Raw genomic sequence first — 15,715 nt, forward strand, 5'->3', positions numbered from 1 at the left:
TATTGAGTGGCTTTTTATTTGGAGCAAATGAAATGTCAGTTAAAGCAATTTTAGTTACAAAACCATTTCGTTGTCGTGGTCGATTAATGAAACCAGAAACCGCGCTTGAAGTTGGTCAGGGCTGCGACATTACACCTTCAGAAGCCCGATCTTTAGTTGGTCAAAAGAAAGCAGTTTGGATTCCAGAAGACGAGCTTGAAGTGGAAGAAGACGAAGATGAGTAATTGGGCTCAAGGTGTTGCAGAGATGGATTCCGCCTTAATGGCAGAGTTTTCCATTCCAGTTATCATTCATTTGAGTACCGGTGATCGACCCGTTCAGGGGATATTTGATAATCCTGCCAGTTTAAGCACTGTTTCGGGCGGTGGGTATATTGCCGACTCTGAGCCTGAGCTTTATCTGCAGGATAAAGATGCCAATGGTATTAACCATCGTCATTTAGTTACGGTGGCAGGCAAGCAGTGGCTGGTAGTTAGACCACCAGAACCAGACGGCACTGGAATGACCAAATTGACGTTAGGGCATCACAATGGCCAGCAATCCTCAAAACCTTCTATTCGATATTGATTTAGAAGAGTTAGAAGCCGTTAAACAAATGCTTGGTGGAACTGAGAAAGAGTTTCGCCAAGCCTATAACCGAGCATTATCACGAACGGCCGTAACGTTGAACATGTTGGGCCGTCGTTTATTGCGAGATGAATTGCAAGCAAGAAACATGAAGGCAATTCGCAAGCGTCTTCAAAAATTTCGCTTAAGAAAAAGCGGTAAGGCTCTTGACGAGTTGAAGCTTTGGTTCGGCTTGAATGACATGCCAATAAGTAAGCTTAAAGGCAGGGTAAGGCGATTAGGTACGAAGAAGTCACCATTAGGTGCAGAATTTAAACCGTCATCTTCATCGCTAAGCTCTCAGATGTATTCTGATTCTTTTGTGGCAAGGTTGGGAAAAAGAAAGTCCATCTTCACCCGCAAGGGCCAAGCCCGTTATCCGGTACGAGAAGAAACTATCCCGATTAACGATGCAATTCACGTCAAAATCGAAGATGAAATCTTTGACCAAATACCAGAGATTTTTCTCAAGCACTTTATCACTGACTTAAAAGGGCGGATTGCACAACGATGAGTGACGGAATTCATTTAACCGACTATCACCAAGCGGTGAAGCAATGGCTGGCAGATAACTTGCCCTGGCTTAATTCAGTGGACTTCTACCCAGAAACCCAGACCGCACTTAAAGCGCCATGCGCGTTCTTTGGGGTGATGGACTGGGAACGGTCAGAAACCCAACCTATGAATGGCCAACTGGCCGTCACGCTGAACTGTGAAATCCTCGCCGTTCTCGGGATGGCAGAGGCGCAATATCAGCTTGAAATTCGCAATGCTGCTATGGCTATCGGTTTGAAAGTGGAAGAGTCGCGCTTTGGTATGGCGATTGAGCCTGCTGTTTTTGTCAGTGCTGAGCCTGATGCGTTTAACCCTGAATTGGATGAGTACGCAGTGTGGTCTATTCGCTTCAATCAAGATGTTGAAGTGGGAGAGGATGCGTTCAAGCCGGAAGGGTTAACGCCAACCATGGTTAAAGTCGGATACTCACCAGACATTGGTCAGGCTAATTCAGACAAATATGAACAGGTGGTATCGGATGAGTGATTTGCCTTACATCGTCCGTGATCTGCAGCGGCGAATGGCGAACATGATTCGCCGTGGTCGAGTGCATAGTGTGGACTTCGAGCAGTCACCACCTCGGGTGAAAGTTGAATATGAAAAAGGTGCGGTAACGGGCTGGCTTCCTTGGATTTCAGGGCGAGAGTCAAACAAGCACCGCACCGACTGGGAACCGCTTGCCATTGGTGAGCAGGTGATCATCTTGTCAGAGTCCGGTGAGTTATCTGCAGGCGTAGTGCTTCCATCCCTGCCGGATGCCACAAGCCCAGTACCTAGCACCTCACCAGATGAACACGTAAGTCGCTATGAGGACGGCACCACTTTTACCTATAACCGCAAAACGCACACTTTGAGCATCGATGTTCAAGGTGATGCGAATTTGCATACCACTGGCAACGTGACTGCACATATCGAAGGCAATGCAGATGTCCATACTGAAGGCAACGTTACTGCTCAGGTGGATGGCACTGCTGATGTGACCGTGGCGAAAGCGACCACGGTGAAAACCGATGCCACATTGAATGTGGAAGCAGCCAAAGACCTCAACATCAAAACCAGTACCAATATGGTGCTGGATGCTTCGGGCAATGTTGATATTAAGGCAGGCGGTAATGTGAAAGTCACCGGCACACGGATTGATTGGAACTAATGAGTTGGAATCCTAGCGCTCCACAACTGTTTCAGCTGCCAGATACGGCGGTAAACCTTGATTATCTGATGTCATATCAGGCAGAAGAGGGGGAAACGGTTCTGAGTTATACCTGGTCGTTGTCACCGGATGAACCAAACCCGTTCACTATCTCTGCAGATTTAAGCGGTGTTCGGCTGCAGGCAGCGAGTTTAGCTGGTCTGTTTAAGCCGGATTTCCTTGATTATCGGGATGGTGATCAGGTGCTAAGGGTATCTGACTGGCCAGATCTGCCACCTTGCAAAGACTTGGTGGAGTTCAAACCGAGCAGTATTAGCCAACTGGATTACACCATCACGGTTACCGTTACTGTGAAATCAACCGACCCAGACACAAGCCAAGAATTGGAAACTGAGCACAGCAACAGCTGGACAATGGTGATTTTGCACGATTACAGCTCAGGTAAGCAGAAATTACTGGAGTACATGCAATGCCAGCCGTAACCCGACAAGGTGACGGAGGGACAGGCCACGGCGCGTTCCCTCCTAGAACCAGCACAGCAGGCAGTGGCGATGTGTTTTGCAATGGCGCTCTGGTACACCGACAAGGTGATGCTTGGGGTGTGCATTGCGACCCTTCACCGTCTTGTCATGCTGGCAGCTTATCCGGTGGTTCATCGTCCGTCTTCGTTAACGGCAAGCCTTTGGGGCGTGTCGGTGATGCGGTGGATTGTGGCTCAGTGGTAGCAGCTGGCTCATCAAATGTATTTGCAGGGGGATAACTACCATGCGTGGTATGGATGCCAACACAGGTCGAGCTCTCAGTGGCGTCGACCACTTGAAGCAGTCGGTGCGTGACATCCTCACCACACCCATAGGCTCACGCGTTATGCGCCGTGATTATGGTAGCCGACTGTTTGATTTGATTGATAACCCAGGCAATCCCGAAACAGTGGCAGACATTGTGGCAGAAAGCGCCCAAGCCCTGAAAAAGTGGGAAAAGCGGATAGAAGTATCACGGGTTATCGTTACATCCGCCCAACCTGGTGCGGTAATGCTGACCATAGAAGGCAAATATAAGCCCAATGGACAGCAAATAACACTGGAAGGCATAGAGGTGAATTGATGGCCACGGTGAACGTAGACATGAGCCAACTGCCTAAGCCTGCGGTGATAGAGCAGTTGGACTATGAACAAATCCTGCAGGAATGGATCCAGCGTTATAAGGAATTAGACCCTGATTACCAAGATGTCATTGAATCAGACCCTGTTTACAAGCTTCTGGAAGTCGCCGCTTTTCGTGAGGTTGTGCTTCGTCAGCGCGTCAATGATGGTGCTCATGCCACCATGTTAGCCTACGCAACCAAAGAAGATTTGGATGTGCGTGGTGCTGATTTTGATGTTGAGCGGTTGGTCATTGACGAAGGGGATCCTAATGCGGTTCCTCCGCGAGAAAAGATAATGGAATCGGATGATGCGTTTCGTTATCGGATCCAGTTATCGAACCGAGCTAAGAATACGGCAGGCAGCGCTGATGATTATGAGTTCTGGGCACTATCGGCGGATGGTCGAGTAAAAAGTATTGCGACTGACTCCCCGCAAGGCACGTTAACCGTAACGGTTTCAGTGCTTTCTCATGAGGGTAACGGTGCAGCCAGCGCAGAGCTGATTAAGTTAGTTGAAGACACGTTAACCCCGAAAGGGACTCGTCCACTCAGTGATGAAGTGGTGGTGCAAAGTGCCACAATTAATGAATTTGCTGTTATTGCTGAGTTGGAGTTGTTCTCAGGGCCGGATGAATCCGAAGTGCTCAAGACGTCGCGTGAGCAGCTGGATAAGTGGCTGGCTGATTCACATCGTCAAGGCATGGATTTAACCCTTGATGGTTTCTATGCTTCGTTGCGCGTGCCTGGTGTTTATAAGGTGCATTTAACCTCGCCTACTGCAGACATTATTAATGATCAGTTTAGTGCTGGTTATGCTACTGGCATTACGCTGACAGCGAGGGTGACAACATGACGGTGAATAGCCTGCTGCCACCCAATGCCAGCAAACATGAACGAGACTTAGAGGCGGTGATTTCACCGCCTCTTTCTTTTCCAAACCGTGACATCTGGAACCCAGAAAAATGCCCTGAACACCTATTGCCGCACTTGGCATGGGCTTTATCGGTAGATAACTGGGATTCAACGTGGCCTGTTGAGCGAAAGCGGCAGGTGATCAAAGACAGCATCTATATCCATCGAAAAAAGGGTACCCGTGATGCTGTAGAGCGGGTAGTTAGTGCCATTCGTGGTGATGACACCAAAGTGACGGAATGGTTTGAAGATAAAGACAATTTAGCACCTGGTGAGTTTCGCGTTGATTACGTATCAACAGGAACTCCTGTCGATGGTTCTGAAATCAATAATCTGGTTCCTGCAATTAACTCTGCGAAGAATGTTCGCAGCAATTTAACCAAAATCACCATAACTAGCCGTGTAGAAGCGCCAGAAAAGCATGTTGCCGTGAGTCGGCAGGCTATGCAGATGAAGGCGGGGCCATGGATTATTTCCTCAATGGTGAGTTCATCAAATAACGGCATGGCTTGCATCTCGCGCCAAGGCATACAGATTAAGTCCGGCCCATTACCGTTAGTGTTGGAGTAACAAAACATGACTCAACCCCCAGAGAGCCAGCAACAATATGGTTCCATTCTGACTATTCTCGGTGAGAATGCAGAACAGAACGGTAAGCTGCAGAATAAACAAATCACTTTTACCCATATGGCTATTGGTGATGCGAATGATGAATATGTGCAGCCAGACCGAAAACAAACTGCTTTAGTGAACGAATTAGCCCGTATTCCGGTGAATTCAGTGGATATTCTTCAACCAACACCAGATAGTGTGCCAATGTTGAAGGTAGAAGCAATTCTTCCAGATGATGTGAATGACCTTGTAATTCGTGAATTTGCCGCCGTAGCTACGTTTGATGGTAATACCTATTTCCATGCGGTAGGCAACAATGCGCGGATTTATGTTCCGCCGCCAGTGAATAACGGCAATGTGAACACGCCAGTCACATTAGAGATGATTTTCGTTATAACCTCTGCCGAACCGATCGTTGAAATGGATCCTAATGTGGTTACGGCAAGTCGTGAGTGGGTTAATAAAACAGTTTTAACTCGAACCGAAACGGTATCATCATTTGTTGATATAGGTACGTTGGATCTAAATGCTACGCATCTAATTACTAGGGGCTATTACACACCAGGAGATAAAGGTAACGCGGAATTTACCTATACAGGTCAGGTTAATCCATCAGAAGCTGGTAAAAGTTATTTAAATATAGGCTTAACTTATGACAAAGTAGGTCGAGAGTTTGAAATCATTAGCAGCCCGCTAAATTATCGTCAGTTCGGCGCGGTATTGGATGGACAATCCATAGTCATGGAGAGCATTAAAGACTGCCATGACTGTGCAAATTTGAAGCAAGTTTCTGTTGTAAATGAAGATGGTATTGCGTTAATTGATGATAGTTTTATGCCTATCATCAATACGAATGTTGACTGGGGAATGACAGAGTTCCGAGTTCATCCAGATGTTGGCCGTCCTGCTACTTGGGATATACCTGTTTTATTTCGTGCGGAGGGTAATCCATTAAACGAATTTAGCTTGCCCATTGATAAAACAGAGTTTTATAAGTCGTCCAGTCATCTTTCTTCACTTTCTTCATTGCATAATTCAATGATTTCTATTGAGACAGATTTACCGTTAATCAAACGATATAAGAGCGATAGTAACCATATATATAAGTCAGAGGTAAATAGGGTTAGCAAAAACGGTGAGTTAAACAAGCCGCTTAGATTTGATTATAGTTCTGCGTCCAATCTTACCGTTAAATATCGCGACATGGAAAAATCATACATAACAATAAAAGGTGGCTTTCTTGATGAGAATAACAGTCCATCACATACCTTTATTGATATAGCCAGAAATAATGTTATTTGGAATCTGATCGGCTTTAAAGATTGCGTAAGCACTGATGAGAAGAACATCCGCGCAACAATGAAAATAAGCATGGCTGCTGATATTAGGTTAGTTGATATTAACGCAGAGGCACACACGCGCTTGGAGGGAACAGATGGAACGTATGGGTTATACGGGGAAGGCGTTGTTGATTTATATTTAGATAACTTGAACGCTTATTGTGGTTATGGATTCTCAGGTTTAAAGCAAGTAAATGGCATTACAATGGTTAACAGTAAAGTTAACCGGCTTGATGGTCATTACGGCATTTATGACATTGAGATGCGAAATTGCTATATAAAAGAGTGGGGCATATTAATTGGCTCAGGCGGTGGTTACTTAAGAATTAAAAATTGCACCAAGTTCTTTAGTCGTTCAACAAAGCTGAATCAAGGTGATTTTGCTCATTATGATATTGTTCAGTTCCGTCCGGATTACGGTAGTGAATGGAGAGGAGATATTGATATATCAGGGCTTCGATTAGAAGTTGATCCTCAAATTCCCGTCGATGAAACGATTAAAATCGTTTCATTTAACTGTAATGGCGATTATGGAGCAGCAGATATTGTTGATTGGGGGAAGAGTATCACTATAAAAGATATTGTGATTGCAGCACCGAGGTCACACCTAGATAGTGATAAATTTGGAGTGATAATTGTTGATTACGGTGGAAGGGCGATAACGACAGGCACCCGTATTCCTTCAAGGATAAACATTGATAATGTTAACTATGAGAGTGAAAATACGAAGGCATATATATCGGCAGTAGTTGGACCTAATGATTTGTACGTAAAGATGCCAGCTACTTTATCCTTAGCGTCTAAGGGTGATCATAACTCAGTCTGGTCATTGTCAAACATTTTTAATGCAACTAAAAACCCGTTGTATGATGAGGGGAACTATGATTTCAAGCAATCGTTAATTCAATATGGTCAAATTCCAGAAGAAAGAAATACTGGTGATGACCGAATTAAAATTCGTCTGATAATCAGTAAATGCACCATGTACGACGTGGAAATCACAGTAGACCATTATTTAGAGTCTCATGGTGGTTCATGCATTGCTTATGATACATATGAGGGTGGTTTACCTACCGATGCAATTGGTTGGTTCTTTGGTACTCAAATAATACCGCTTCCTCATAGAGTTAATGGGAAAGCTGAATTTGGACACATGCACTTAAATAATGCGCAAATTATTAAAACAGCTGCACCATATGTAACTACCAATCTTCAGAGCGCGATTGGTGTTCGATGCGAGGTTGGTTCTGTCTCAGGAGGTGTGTCACCTAGTCAGTTATTTTATGGTTATCTTGCTGATACAGGCCTTCATGAACCAGTGCAGCCGCTATGACATAGTCTTTAATCATAAACCCCGCTTCGGCGGGGTTTTTTATTACCCAACGAATAGGAATTAGCTATGACGCAATTTCTCCATGGTGTGGAAGTTATCGAAATTGATGACGGTTCGCGCCCTATCCAAACCGTAAAATCAGCCGTTATCGGTCTGGTTGGCACTGCGCCTGGTGCAGCTTCTGCTATTGCGGCAACGCTAACGCTTGGCAGTGCCATTTTGAATGATGGCATGGTGTTTACTGCTAAAAAGGCAGGTACCGAAGGCAATGCAATCAGTATTGAAGTGGTTGACCCAGCTGCAGCAGATGAAGCTTTGGTCGTTACTGTTGATGGCAACAAAGTAAAAGTCACGCTGGCAACGGATGCCAGCAAGGTGATCACTTCGACTGCAGTCGAAATTAAAGCCGCCATTGAAGCCGATGTTGATGCTACTGCTTTGGTTGGTGTTGCTGTGCTTGGTGATGGTAGTGGTGATGTGGCTCCTGCCCCTCGCACTTATCTCACTGGCGGTGAGAATGAGCCTTTCCCCCTGTATAAGCCGGTTGCTGTTGCAGGTAGCCGTAAACGTGCTGAAGGCTTAGGTGTTGGAGGTACGCTACCCGCCGCAATTGATGACATTTTTGATCAAACAGGTGCTTTGGTCATTGTGGTTCGTGCCGAAGAAGGTGCGGATGATGCCACTACCCAGGCAAACGTCATTAAGGCTATGCAAGGCTGGCTTGATAGCCAAACTGAAACCGGATACACCCCGCGCATTCTGATCGCACCGGAGTTCAGCCAGGTTGATGCGGTATCGAGTGAGGGTGAAGCGAAAGCCAAGCGCCTCCGTGCCATCTTCTACTCAGATTGTGAACGTGTTGCCAGCTATACCGATGCTATCAAGCGTGCTCGTCAGTTTGGTGAGCGTGTTGAAGTAACTTGGCCATGGGTGCGAGTGTTTGACACTGAGCAGGCCAAAGAAATTGATCGTCCTTACTCAGCTCGTGCTGCAGGTTTGCGTGCGCGTATTGATGCAGAGAAAGGTTTCTGGTGGTCGAAATCGAACCAGCAGGTTTATGGCATTGTGGGTACGTCTCAGCCAGTGGATTGGTCGCTTGGTGATCCGAACACCACGGCTAACATGCTGAACGAAAACAAGGTGAGCACCATCATTCGTGAAGGTGGTTTCCGTCACTGGGGTAACCGTACCTGTAGTGTGGATCCTAAGTGGACGTTTGAACAGACTCGCCGAACCGCTGACATCATCAATGACAGCGTACAGCGCTCTCACATGTGGGCTGTAGACCGCAACATCACCAAGACCTACGTCGATGACGTAATTGCAGGGGTGAATGCTTATCTGCGTGAATTAAAGGCGCTAGGGGCTATTCTGGGCGGTGAGTGCTGGGCTGATAAAGAGCTGAACACGCCAGCGACCATTCAAAAAGGTCTGGTGTACTTTGATTTCGATTTCTGTCCACCGTATCCGGCTGAGCACATCGTGTTCCGTAGCCGCTTAAACAATGATTATCTGGAAGAGGTATTTAGCTAATGGCAGGTGACAACTTACTTAGCCGCTGGGCTATCTGGGTGGATGGTATCGGTAAAGCCGGTAATGCCAAAGAGTACACGCCACCCGTTCTTGAGGTTTTGACCTCTGATTTTCAAGCTGGCGATATGGATATGCCTATCCCAGTTGATGAAGGCATGGCTGGTATGGAAGCCAGTTTTTCTTTGTTTGGTGTCGATGTCACGGTTCTTCCTCTGTTTGGTTTGCGCCAAGGGACCCGCACTGCGGTATCGGTTCGCTCGACTTACACCGATCTCTCAGGTGGTAGTTATGACCTAGTTGAAGAACTGGGCGGCATGATCACTAAGATTGAGCGTGATACTCAGGATACTGGAAGCCAGCGTGATAAAGCCATGAAAGTAACCATGAAGCTGGACTATTACAAAGTGGTTCGTGCAGGTGTGGTTCTTATCGAAGTCGATCCAGTTAACCACGTTCGTAAGCTTGGTGGCATCGATGTCCTTGAAGGCATCCGCGCTATTCTGCAGCTCTCTTAATTTCCCGTTAAACCTTATAGGCCGCAATGATGCGGCCTTTTTTATTGGATAAAAGCCATGACATACCCAGTTGAGAAGAAAGAAGTAAAACTTGCCTACCCAGTAGAGTTAGGTGGTCAAAAGATTGAAGTACTTAACATTCGTCGCCCTAAAGTTCGTGATCAGCTGATTGCGGATAAGCAGAATAAATCTGATGCAGATAAAGAAGTGCATTTGATGTCGTTGTTGGCTGAAGTTGAGACTGCAGTTATTCAGGAATTGGATCTTGATGACTATACCGAGGTGCAAAAAGTCATCGTGGGTTTTCGCAAGAAGCGCTCAGAGAACGAGACCTCCAACGAGGCTTAATCGTGTTGGCCAGTCATACAGGCTGGTCACTCTCTGAGTTGTTGGATTTGCCAGTTAGTACCTTTATAGAGTTCATTGAACTGCTGCCGAAGAAGGAAAAATCAAATGGTAACCCAAAATCTTAAAACGGTTGTCACCCTTGGCGGTACCGTTGATGGCAGCTTCAATAAGATTGGTTCTGCATTTAATGAGTCAATGGGGAAAGCGACCAAAACGGTCAAAGAACTTGAGCGTGAACAAGGCAAGCTTACTAAGGAAATTCGTAAATCTAAGCTAGCAGGTGCTGATGTTAGCTTATTAACACGGCGTTATAAGCAGCTGGGTGATGAACTTGATGATGCTAGAGAGAAAGCAGAGGCTTTTGAAGAAGCGTCAGGTATTGGTAACCGCTTGCGCGGTATCGGTACCGCAAGTGCTGTTGCTGTTGGTGGTATATGGGCCACATCTACAGCTATGGCAGGCTTAATGACCGTGACCAATGAAAATACCGCCACAATGGCAGGTATGGCCAAGTCCTATGACATGACTGTTGATAGCTTCAAAGCTTGGAGTGGTGTAGCTCAGCAAGCAGGCTTAGACGGTGAGCATGTCGGTGACATGATTGAAGAGCTAAGGAATAAGTTTGGTGAATTTAAAGCCCTTGGTGAGCAGTCTTCTGTCTCTGATGTATTTGGTGCTCTAGGAATAGATGCATCAATGATGGAGGGCATGGCTGCTGCAGAGCAGTTTGAATTCATCATGAAGCGCCTTGAAGGTGTAGGTGATAAAGATCAAGCTGCATCTTTGGCTGATATGCTTTTTGGTGGTGAAGGTAACAAAATCACTACCTATATTCGCAATACAGGTAAAGGCTTAAATGAACTGTTGGATGAGCAGCGCGAGTTTAACCTTCTCACTGATGAAGGTGCCAGTGGTGCGGTGGCTTATGGTCAGTCATTCAAAAACCTTAAATCGGTTATCAGTTCAGCATGGCAGGAAATATCTGGCATTGTTGGCGGTGAGATGGCCGGAGATATTCAAGAACTGGGCTCCACAGTCAGCAAGTACGTCAAAGAAAATAAAGAAGAGGTGGTTGGCACCTTAAAAAGCATGGTTTATGGCGCTAAAGATTTTGCTGTTGCCGTTTGGAATGTAGGCGCCATGGTTAATAGGGTGGTGCAGATATTTGGCGGTTGGGAAACCGTAGGCATGGCTGTTGCGTCATTACTGGCTGGCAAGTTGGTCATGGGTTTAGGCAGTATGATTGCCACTGGTTACCAAGCAGTGAAAGCGATTGGAGCAATGAAAGTCGGTATGGCAGGTTTTAACGCTGTTATGGCTGCAAACCCGATAGGCTTAGCCGTTGCGGCTGTTGGTGCATTGATCTTCGCTGGTATTGAGCTCTATCAAAATTGGGATGCGGTAACAGCTTGGTTTAGTGAAACACTTACCTGGTTTAAAACTGAGTTTCCTGCAACGTTCAATTTCATCAAAACTTTGTTTGATTGGTCACCGCTTGGGATGGTCATTAACAACTGGGAACCGATAACCGGATTCTTCTCTGATATGTGGGGCGGTATTACAGGTATTTTTGATGCTGGTTTAGCTAAAGTCTCAGGCATTTGGGATACCGTTAGTGGTTGGATGGACTCTTTGAAGTTCTGGGATAGTGATTCGCCGGCACCAGAAGTGAAGTCTTATCATCAGATCCAACAAGATGCAGCACAAAGCCGAGCTGTAACGGCTATTAATGGGTCTTACCCTGCCAGCCAAGGCAATACAGTTCATCAGCAGGTAGGTGAAATCAAAGTCTATGCAGCCCCTGGTCAATCCCCTGCAGAAGTTGCTCAATCAGTGCATTCAAAACTTGGTGGTTATCAAGATAGTGCGCTTTATGACTTACCGGAGGCTGGTTGATGGCTCAAGTTATGCTTTCTCTTGGCGGTTTCAAGTTCAATATTGATTCCGCCGCTTATAATGAACTGGTCAGAACGTGGCAGTGGCGGTGGAATTCGCAATCACGTATAGGCCAGTCTGATCTTCTTCAATACACAGGCAAGGCGCCCGTTAAAATTTCACTTAATGGGCAAATTGCTACTACTTTCCGTGATGTTGGTACTCATCAAGTGGAAAAATTGGCGGATATGGGGAACGAATACAAGCCTCAGCTGCTTGTTAGCGGTCTTGGCGATGTAATGGGTTACTGGGTTATGACTGATTTAACCGAAACTAACACCAAGTTCATCAAGGGTGGCCTGCCGAGGCATCAGTCTTTTACTTTGGAGTTATCATTTTATGGCGACGACTTACAGAACCCGTGAGGGCGATATGATTGATGCTATTTGTTGGCGTCACTATGGTCGAGAAAGTGCCGTTACGGAAGTATTAAAAGCCAATCCTGGTTTAGCTGATCGTGGCGCCGTTCTTCCAAGTGGTATTCAAATAACATTGCCGGACTTGCCGACACCAGTTGCTAAGGAGTCAGCCAGTTTATGGGATTAGATTACCGCCCAGACTTTTCTCTTTCTGCCGATGGGAATGATATTACTGCCGTCATTCAAAGAAATCTTATTAGCTTAACTCTGACGGATAACGCAGGCAGTGAGTCAGACCGCTTAGCAATTACTGTCAGTTTGCCGGATTCTGTTGCTACCCCGAAAAAAGGCGCCGTTCTGCGTCTTGGTTTGGGGTTCAATGGTGAGTTGATAGATAAAGGGCAATATGTTGTTGATGAGGTTACATCTAGTGGCCCACCAAGACGAGTACAAATAGTGGCTAACGCAGCTCCTATGGATAACCGGAAACAACCAGGAAGTTTACAGACTCAGAAAACTCGAAGTTTTGATGATGTAACCTTGGGTGATTTGGTTAAAACCGTGGCCTCAGATCATGGTTTAGTGCCTCGAATCAACAGTGAGCTAGATAGCATCAAGATTACCCACGTTGATCAGGTGGGTGAAAGTGATATGAACCTTTTGACTCGCCTAGCTAAACGTTATGGTGCAGTGAGCAAGCCTGCTAATGGTTATTGGCTATTTCTTAAAGAGGGAGAAGGAAAATCAGCGTCTGGCAAGGCGCTTACCAACATCACAATTCAACCGCACCAAGTGACAACGTGGCAGTGCCGGTTCAGCAGCCGCAATGATGTTCGTCGTGTGGTTGCAACCTATCATGATCTTGAATCTGGTGACATTAAAGAGGTATCTACAGGTACCGGAGAGCCAGAATTTAAGATTGTGTTCAAATATCCCAACTATGAAGAAGCTAAAGCTGCGGTTGTAGCCAGGGCAAAAAGTGTTAAGTCAGGCAGTGATACTTTGGATATTACGATGCCAGCACGTTCATCATTGATGGCATTGGTTGCTGAGGGTCATGTTAGTCTTGATGGGTTTGGTGATGTAGAAGATGGTAATTGGCGCTTGAAGTCAGTGGAATGGTCACTCAGCGAGTCAGGTTTACAGCTGCGTCTTTCTGGTGACCATGGCGCAAGTTAGTTCGTGATCCAAACGTAAGCAAACACCGCAAGCACCACCAGAACACCAACACCTTTCAATATTACTTCAACATTAGCCACTGGTGATTTACAGCCACAATGAGGGCATGTAGTAGCATCAGTGGCCACTTCTTTTTTGCATTCTCTGCATGGTTTTAAAGCCATAATAAACCTCCTATTAAAACAGTTAGTTATTATCGCCTGTCTGATAATCCGGTCAAGGATGTTAGCCACACAATGAAAGAGCCCCTTTCGGGGCTCTTAATTAATCGTCATCACTTATAATTGAATCGTCATCAAGAAAATCTTCTTGGTTCATAGTTACCACCAGCTGTATCTGCAGTGGTTTCCCTTCCAGTTCCAACTCACCTAATCCAATCACATTATCAGTTGCTTTAGCTTCTAGCATTTCCCTTATCAGATGCTCAATTGCATTGGGAGCGCGTTCAGCAGCTTTGATTGCCTCAGACATTTAAACCCCCGAAAATAGATAGCCAAATGAGCGCATAAGCAGGTTTCTTAGAAAATCGGGCTGAAGCTCGATATAGAGAAATAACTGGTTTTTATCCATCTTTTCCAAGTCGATTAGACGGCAGCGGTGAATACGCATATAATCAGCATCAGACATAATTATCTCCTTAGTCGGTTTTGGTTGTGTCACAAGTGGGGTTTGGTTGCAGCCAGCCCCACAAGCTTTACTTCTTACTATCGCTTAAATTCAAACTCTTCCTCTAGAGCATAACGCCCGTCACCAGATTCATACTTCTTCAATAAGTCTTCAATAGCTTCATGAATCAGCATTCTTTCTGTAACTTTATCCGTTGTTCCAAATTGGTTTACAGCGCAAGAACTTAGGTTTTTAAGTCCACGCTTTAGGCGCTTGTCTAGATCATAACGTGCTGATGTTGTCGGCCCATTTAGATAGTCATCTGCTTGAGCAGCTGCTTTCAGGGCGTCTTCTTTGCCTTTGTTTGTAGGTCGGCTTGGGCGTTTAGCACTTAATGAATTAGACATTTACGAAGCCTCGCAGTTCTTTAGCCAGTTTACGGATCTCAAATGAAGCTTGGTGGTCAGGTGATAAGTCTAGAACGCTACCACCATTCTTAGCTGTTTCTGCATACACCACACTTCGAGTTGTTCCCGCATCAAATACAGGTAACTCATATTCACTTAGAGCACCTTTTACTTCGGTGCTAAGTCGGGTGTTTTTGATGGCCATCGATACCACGAACGCAGCCTTTGGTTTGCCATCAGTTACTTCCTGTCGAACTTTGATCACGTCAACAAGGTCACCACACGCCCACACATCAAACGGTGATGGTTGGCAAGGTATAAGCACTACATCACTTGCTTTTACCGCTAGAGCAGCTAATTCAGCCACTTGTGGTGCGCCGTCGATGATTACCCAGTCATATCCATGAGATACGCGTGGAAGGTCACGAACCAGGTTCTTACCCATTTGAATTACAGGGAATGTATTTTCGTCGGTTTGAGCTGCAGACCAGTCTGTAGCACTGCTTTGTGGGTCAAGGTCTACCAGTAGAACAGCATCACCATCTGCGTGCAGTTGGCTTGCCACGTTGACAGCAGTAGTGGTTTTACCCACCCCGCCTTTTTGGTTCAAGAAAGAGACTATCTTTGCCATTTGTTAAGCTCCTTAGTCGGTTAGTGTTCGAAGATAATAAGACCATTTTTACATTTGTACAAATGTATTTTTATATTTTTGTGACCATTGGTTATAGCTACGGTAGGGTTAACTCCTTACATAAACAAGGAAATATTCATATATAACAATAGTTTAATCTATTGAATCCTTTCTTTAATACGCAAAGGACTTAACTGTACACACCTCTTGTAAGCCCTGCGCTTGGGCTACTGCAATCAACCCTGAGCCTATTTGGTGCGTGAGCAAACCTAATTACTAGGGCGATCTAGTAAGCGTTGTGATACCCATGCATCAACTGTTTAGTTAATACCTGCGTCAAATCTACCATCAACAAAACAACTGTACCCACCTTTAATGTAATACGAAAAATAAGTGAACCCGAATCAAGGTGACGTTAATCACTATAACTGTACCGTGTTCCACCGCATCAACTGTACCCACCTCCACACTTGATACCTGTACCCACCTCCACCACATCAACTGTACCCACAGAATACGTATTCTGTGGGTACAGTTGATGTGGTGGAGG

23 protein-coding genes are annotated in these 15,715 nt (G+C 45.6%); 18 read left to right on the forward strand and 5 right to left on the reverse strand.

Annotated features, from left to right (window positions below):
• Positions 1-32: 32 nt before the first annotated feature.
• From Q0688_RS10425 to Q0688_RS10510, 18 genes are all read left to right on the forward strand, one after another.
• The gene (locus Q0688_RS10425) at positions 33-224 is read left to right on the forward strand and encodes a hypothetical protein (RefSeq protein WP_299075727.1); all 192 of its coding nucleotides are present in this window, start codon (positions 33-35) and stop codon (positions 222-224) included.
• Complete coding sequence (locus Q0688_RS10430; RefSeq protein ID WP_299075730.1) at positions 217-567, forward strand: head-tail joining protein; 351 nt, start codon at positions 217-219, stop codon at positions 565-567. The genes Q0688_RS10425 and Q0688_RS10430 overlap by 8 nt, the downstream gene beginning before the upstream one ends.
• The gene (locus Q0688_RS10435) at positions 530-1,120 is read left to right on the forward strand and encodes a hypothetical protein (protein WP_299075733.1); all 591 of its coding nucleotides are present in this window, start codon (positions 530-532) and stop codon (positions 1,118-1,120) included. Before Q0688_RS10430 ends, Q0688_RS10435 begins: the two co-directional genes overlap by 38 nt.
• Positions 1,117-1,647 carry a hypothetical protein gene (locus Q0688_RS10440; RefSeq protein ID WP_299075736.1) on the forward strand — a complete coding sequence of 177 codons (531 nt, stop codon included), beginning with the start codon at positions 1,117-1,119 and terminating at the stop codon, positions 1,645-1,647. The genes Q0688_RS10435 and Q0688_RS10440 overlap by 4 nt, the downstream gene beginning before the upstream one ends.
• A 34-nt stretch (positions 1,648-1,681) precedes the next feature.
• Positions 1,682-2,311, forward strand: a complete 630-nt coding sequence (locus Q0688_RS10445; protein ID WP_299075739.1) for a phage baseplate assembly protein V — start codon at positions 1,682-1,684, stop codon at positions 2,309-2,311.
• Positions 2,311-2,793, forward strand: a complete 483-nt coding sequence (locus Q0688_RS10450; RefSeq protein WP_299075741.1) for a hypothetical protein — start codon at positions 2,311-2,313, stop codon at positions 2,791-2,793. Before Q0688_RS10445 ends, Q0688_RS10450 begins: the two co-directional genes overlap by 1 nt.
• Positions 2,781-3,071: a PAAR domain-containing protein gene (locus Q0688_RS10455; RefSeq protein WP_299075744.1), complete on the forward strand. Its 291-nt coding sequence runs from the start codon at positions 2,781-2,783 to the stop codon at positions 3,069-3,071. Before Q0688_RS10450 ends, Q0688_RS10455 begins: the two co-directional genes overlap by 13 nt.
• Before the next feature lie 5 nt (positions 3,072-3,076).
• Complete coding sequence (locus Q0688_RS10460; protein ID WP_016785897.1) at positions 3,077-3,415, forward strand: GPW/gp25 family protein; 339 nt, start codon at positions 3,077-3,079, stop codon at positions 3,413-3,415.
• Entirely contained in the window at positions 3,415-4,308 is an 894-nt protein-coding gene (locus tag Q0688_RS10465; protein ID WP_299075749.1) for a baseplate J/gp47 family protein, read from the forward strand. The genes Q0688_RS10460 and Q0688_RS10465 overlap by 1 nt, the downstream gene beginning before the upstream one ends.
• Positions 4,305-4,937, forward strand: coding sequence for a phage tail protein I (locus Q0688_RS10470; RefSeq protein WP_299075752.1), 633 nt, complete (start codon positions 4,305-4,307; stop codon positions 4,935-4,937). Before Q0688_RS10465 ends, Q0688_RS10470 begins: the two co-directional genes overlap by 4 nt.
• A 6-nt stretch (positions 4,938-4,943) precedes the next feature.
• Positions 4,944-7,652: a phage tail protein gene (locus tag Q0688_RS10475; RefSeq protein WP_299075755.1), complete on the forward strand. Its 2,709-nt coding sequence runs from the start codon at positions 4,944-4,946 to the stop codon at positions 7,650-7,652.
• Positions 7,653-7,718: 66 nt separating this feature from the next.
• Entirely contained in the window at positions 7,719-9,185 is a 1,467-nt protein-coding gene (locus Q0688_RS10480; RefSeq protein ID WP_299075758.1) for a phage tail sheath C-terminal domain-containing protein, read from the forward strand.
• A complete protein-coding gene (locus Q0688_RS10485) occupies positions 9,185-9,700 on the forward strand; it encodes a phage major tail tube protein (protein ID WP_265572412.1) in 516 nt (171 codons plus the stop codon). The genes Q0688_RS10480 and Q0688_RS10485 overlap by 1 nt, the downstream gene beginning before the upstream one ends.
• 57 nt (positions 9,701-9,757) lie before the next feature.
• Positions 9,758-10,048, forward strand: a complete 291-nt coding sequence (locus Q0688_RS10490) for a phage tail assembly protein (RefSeq protein ID WP_299075766.1) — start codon at positions 9,758-9,760, stop codon at positions 10,046-10,048.
• 105 nt (positions 10,049-10,153) lie between these two features.
• Positions 10,154-11,944 carry a hypothetical protein gene (locus tag Q0688_RS10495; RefSeq protein WP_299075769.1) on the forward strand — a complete coding sequence of 597 codons (1,791 nt, stop codon included), beginning with the start codon at positions 10,154-10,156 and terminating at the stop codon, positions 11,942-11,944.
• Positions 11,944-12,348, forward strand: coding sequence for a phage tail protein (locus Q0688_RS10500; RefSeq protein WP_016785910.1), 405 nt, complete (start codon positions 11,944-11,946; stop codon positions 12,346-12,348). The genes Q0688_RS10495 and Q0688_RS10500 overlap by 1 nt, the downstream gene beginning before the upstream one ends.
• Positions 12,323-12,529: a tail protein X gene (locus Q0688_RS10505; protein ID WP_016785912.1), complete on the forward strand. Its 207-nt coding sequence runs from the start codon at positions 12,323-12,325 to the stop codon at positions 12,527-12,529. The genes Q0688_RS10500 and Q0688_RS10505 overlap by 26 nt, the downstream gene beginning before the upstream one ends.
• Positions 12,520-13,521: a contractile injection system protein, VgrG/Pvc8 family gene (locus tag Q0688_RS10510; protein WP_016785913.1), complete on the forward strand. Its 1,002-nt coding sequence runs from the start codon at positions 12,520-12,522 to the stop codon at positions 13,519-13,521. Before Q0688_RS10505 ends, Q0688_RS10510 begins: the two co-directional genes overlap by 10 nt.
• Here the strand turns inward: Q0688_RS10510 and Q0688_RS10515 are convergent.
• The 5 genes from Q0688_RS10515 to parA form a co-directional block, all read right to left on the reverse strand.
• Complete coding sequence (locus tag Q0688_RS10515; protein ID WP_016785914.1) at positions 13,518-13,685, reverse strand: hypothetical protein; 168 nt, start codon at positions 13,683-13,685, stop codon at positions 13,518-13,520. The genes Q0688_RS10510 and Q0688_RS10515 overlap by 4 nt on opposite strands.
• A 100-nt stretch (positions 13,686-13,785) precedes the next feature.
• Entirely contained in the window at positions 13,786-13,992 is a 207-nt protein-coding gene (locus Q0688_RS10520) for a hypothetical protein (RefSeq protein ID WP_016785916.1), read from the reverse strand.
• Entirely contained in the window at positions 13,993-14,148 is a 156-nt protein-coding gene (locus Q0688_RS10525) for a hypothetical protein (RefSeq protein ID WP_016785917.1), read from the reverse strand.
• A 77-nt stretch (positions 14,149-14,225) separates the two neighbouring features.
• Positions 14,226-14,534: a hypothetical protein gene (locus tag Q0688_RS10530; protein WP_299075780.1), complete on the reverse strand. Its 309-nt coding sequence runs from the start codon at positions 14,532-14,534 to the stop codon at positions 14,226-14,228.
• Complete coding sequence (parA, locus tag Q0688_RS10535; RefSeq protein WP_016785919.1) at positions 14,527-15,165, reverse strand: ParA family partition ATPase; 639 nt, start codon at positions 15,163-15,165, stop codon at positions 14,527-14,529. Before parA ends, Q0688_RS10530 begins: the two co-directional genes overlap by 8 nt.
• Positions 15,166-15,715 lie beyond the last annotated feature (550 nt).

Source organism: uncultured Paraglaciecola sp., from assembly GCF_937123705.1.
Classification (GTDB): domain Bacteria; phylum Pseudomonadota; class Gammaproteobacteria; order Enterobacterales; family Alteromonadaceae; genus Paraglaciecola.

Excerpts from the sequence above, each read along its gene's own strand:
- Q0688_RS10425 (WP_299075727.1), top strand. The coding sequence starts at position 33 with ATGTCAGTTAAAGCAATTTTAGTTACAAAACCATTTCGTTGTCGTGGT.
- Q0688_RS10430 (WP_299075730.1), top strand. The coding sequence starts at position 217 with ATGAGTAATTGGGCTCAAGGTGTTGCAGAGATGGATTCCGCCTTAATG.
- Q0688_RS10435 (WP_299075733.1), top strand. The coding sequence starts at position 530 with ATGGCCAGCAATCCTCAAAACCTTCTATTCGATATTGATTTAGAAGAG.
- Q0688_RS10440 (WP_299075736.1), top strand. The coding sequence starts at position 1,117 with ATGAGTGACGGAATTCATTTAACCGACTATCACCAAGCGGTGAAGCAA.
- Q0688_RS10445 (WP_299075739.1), top strand. The coding sequence starts at position 1,682 with ATGGCGAACATGATTCGCCGTGGTCGAGTGCATAGTGTGGACTTCGAG.
- Q0688_RS10450 (WP_299075741.1), top strand. The coding sequence starts at position 2,311 with ATGAGTTGGAATCCTAGCGCTCCACAACTGTTTCAGCTGCCAGATACG.
- Q0688_RS10455 (WP_299075744.1), top strand. The coding sequence starts at position 2,781 with ATGCCAGCCGTAACCCGACAAGGTGACGGAGGGACAGGCCACGGCGCG.
- Q0688_RS10460 (WP_016785897.1), top strand. The coding sequence starts at position 3,077 with ATGCGTGGTATGGATGCCAACACAGGTCGAGCTCTCAGTGGCGTCGAC.
- Q0688_RS10465 (WP_299075749.1), top strand. The coding sequence starts at position 3,415 with ATGGCCACGGTGAACGTAGACATGAGCCAACTGCCTAAGCCTGCGGTG.
- Q0688_RS10470 (WP_299075752.1), top strand. The coding sequence starts at position 4,305 with ATGACGGTGAATAGCCTGCTGCCACCCAATGCCAGCAAACATGAACGA.
- Q0688_RS10475 (WP_299075755.1), top strand. The coding sequence starts at position 4,944 with ATGACTCAACCCCCAGAGAGCCAGCAACAATATGGTTCCATTCTGACT.
- Q0688_RS10480 (WP_299075758.1), top strand. The coding sequence starts at position 7,719 with ATGACGCAATTTCTCCATGGTGTGGAAGTTATCGAAATTGATGACGGT.
- Q0688_RS10485 (WP_265572412.1), top strand. The coding sequence starts at position 9,185 with ATGGCAGGTGACAACTTACTTAGCCGCTGGGCTATCTGGGTGGATGGT.
- Q0688_RS10490 (WP_299075766.1), top strand. The coding sequence starts at position 9,758 with ATGACATACCCAGTTGAGAAGAAAGAAGTAAAACTTGCCTACCCAGTA.
- Q0688_RS10495 (WP_299075769.1), top strand. The coding sequence starts at position 10,154 with ATGGTAACCCAAAATCTTAAAACGGTTGTCACCCTTGGCGGTACCGTT.
- Q0688_RS10500 (WP_016785910.1), top strand. The coding sequence starts at position 11,944 with ATGGCTCAAGTTATGCTTTCTCTTGGCGGTTTCAAGTTCAATATTGAT.
- Q0688_RS10505 (WP_016785912.1), top strand. The coding sequence starts at position 12,323 with ATGGCGACGACTTACAGAACCCGTGAGGGCGATATGATTGATGCTATT.
- Q0688_RS10510 (WP_016785913.1), top strand. The coding sequence starts at position 12,520 with ATGGGATTAGATTACCGCCCAGACTTTTCTCTTTCTGCCGATGGGAAT.
- Q0688_RS10515 (WP_016785914.1), bottom strand. The coding sequence starts at position 13,685 with ATGGCTTTAAAACCATGCAGAGAATGCAAAAAAGAAGTGGCCACTGAT.
- Q0688_RS10520 (WP_016785916.1), bottom strand. The coding sequence starts at position 13,992 with ATGTCTGAGGCAATCAAAGCTGCTGAACGCGCTCCCAATGCAATTGAG.
- Q0688_RS10525 (WP_016785917.1), bottom strand. The coding sequence starts at position 14,148 with ATGTCTGATGCTGATTATATGCGTATTCACCGCTGCCGTCTAATCGAC.
- Q0688_RS10530 (WP_299075780.1), bottom strand. The coding sequence starts at position 14,534 with ATGTCTAATTCATTAAGTGCTAAACGCCCAAGCCGACCTACAAACAAA.
- parA (WP_016785919.1), bottom strand. The coding sequence starts at position 15,165 with ATGGCAAAGATAGTCTCTTTCTTGAACCAAAAAGGCGGGGTGGGTAAA.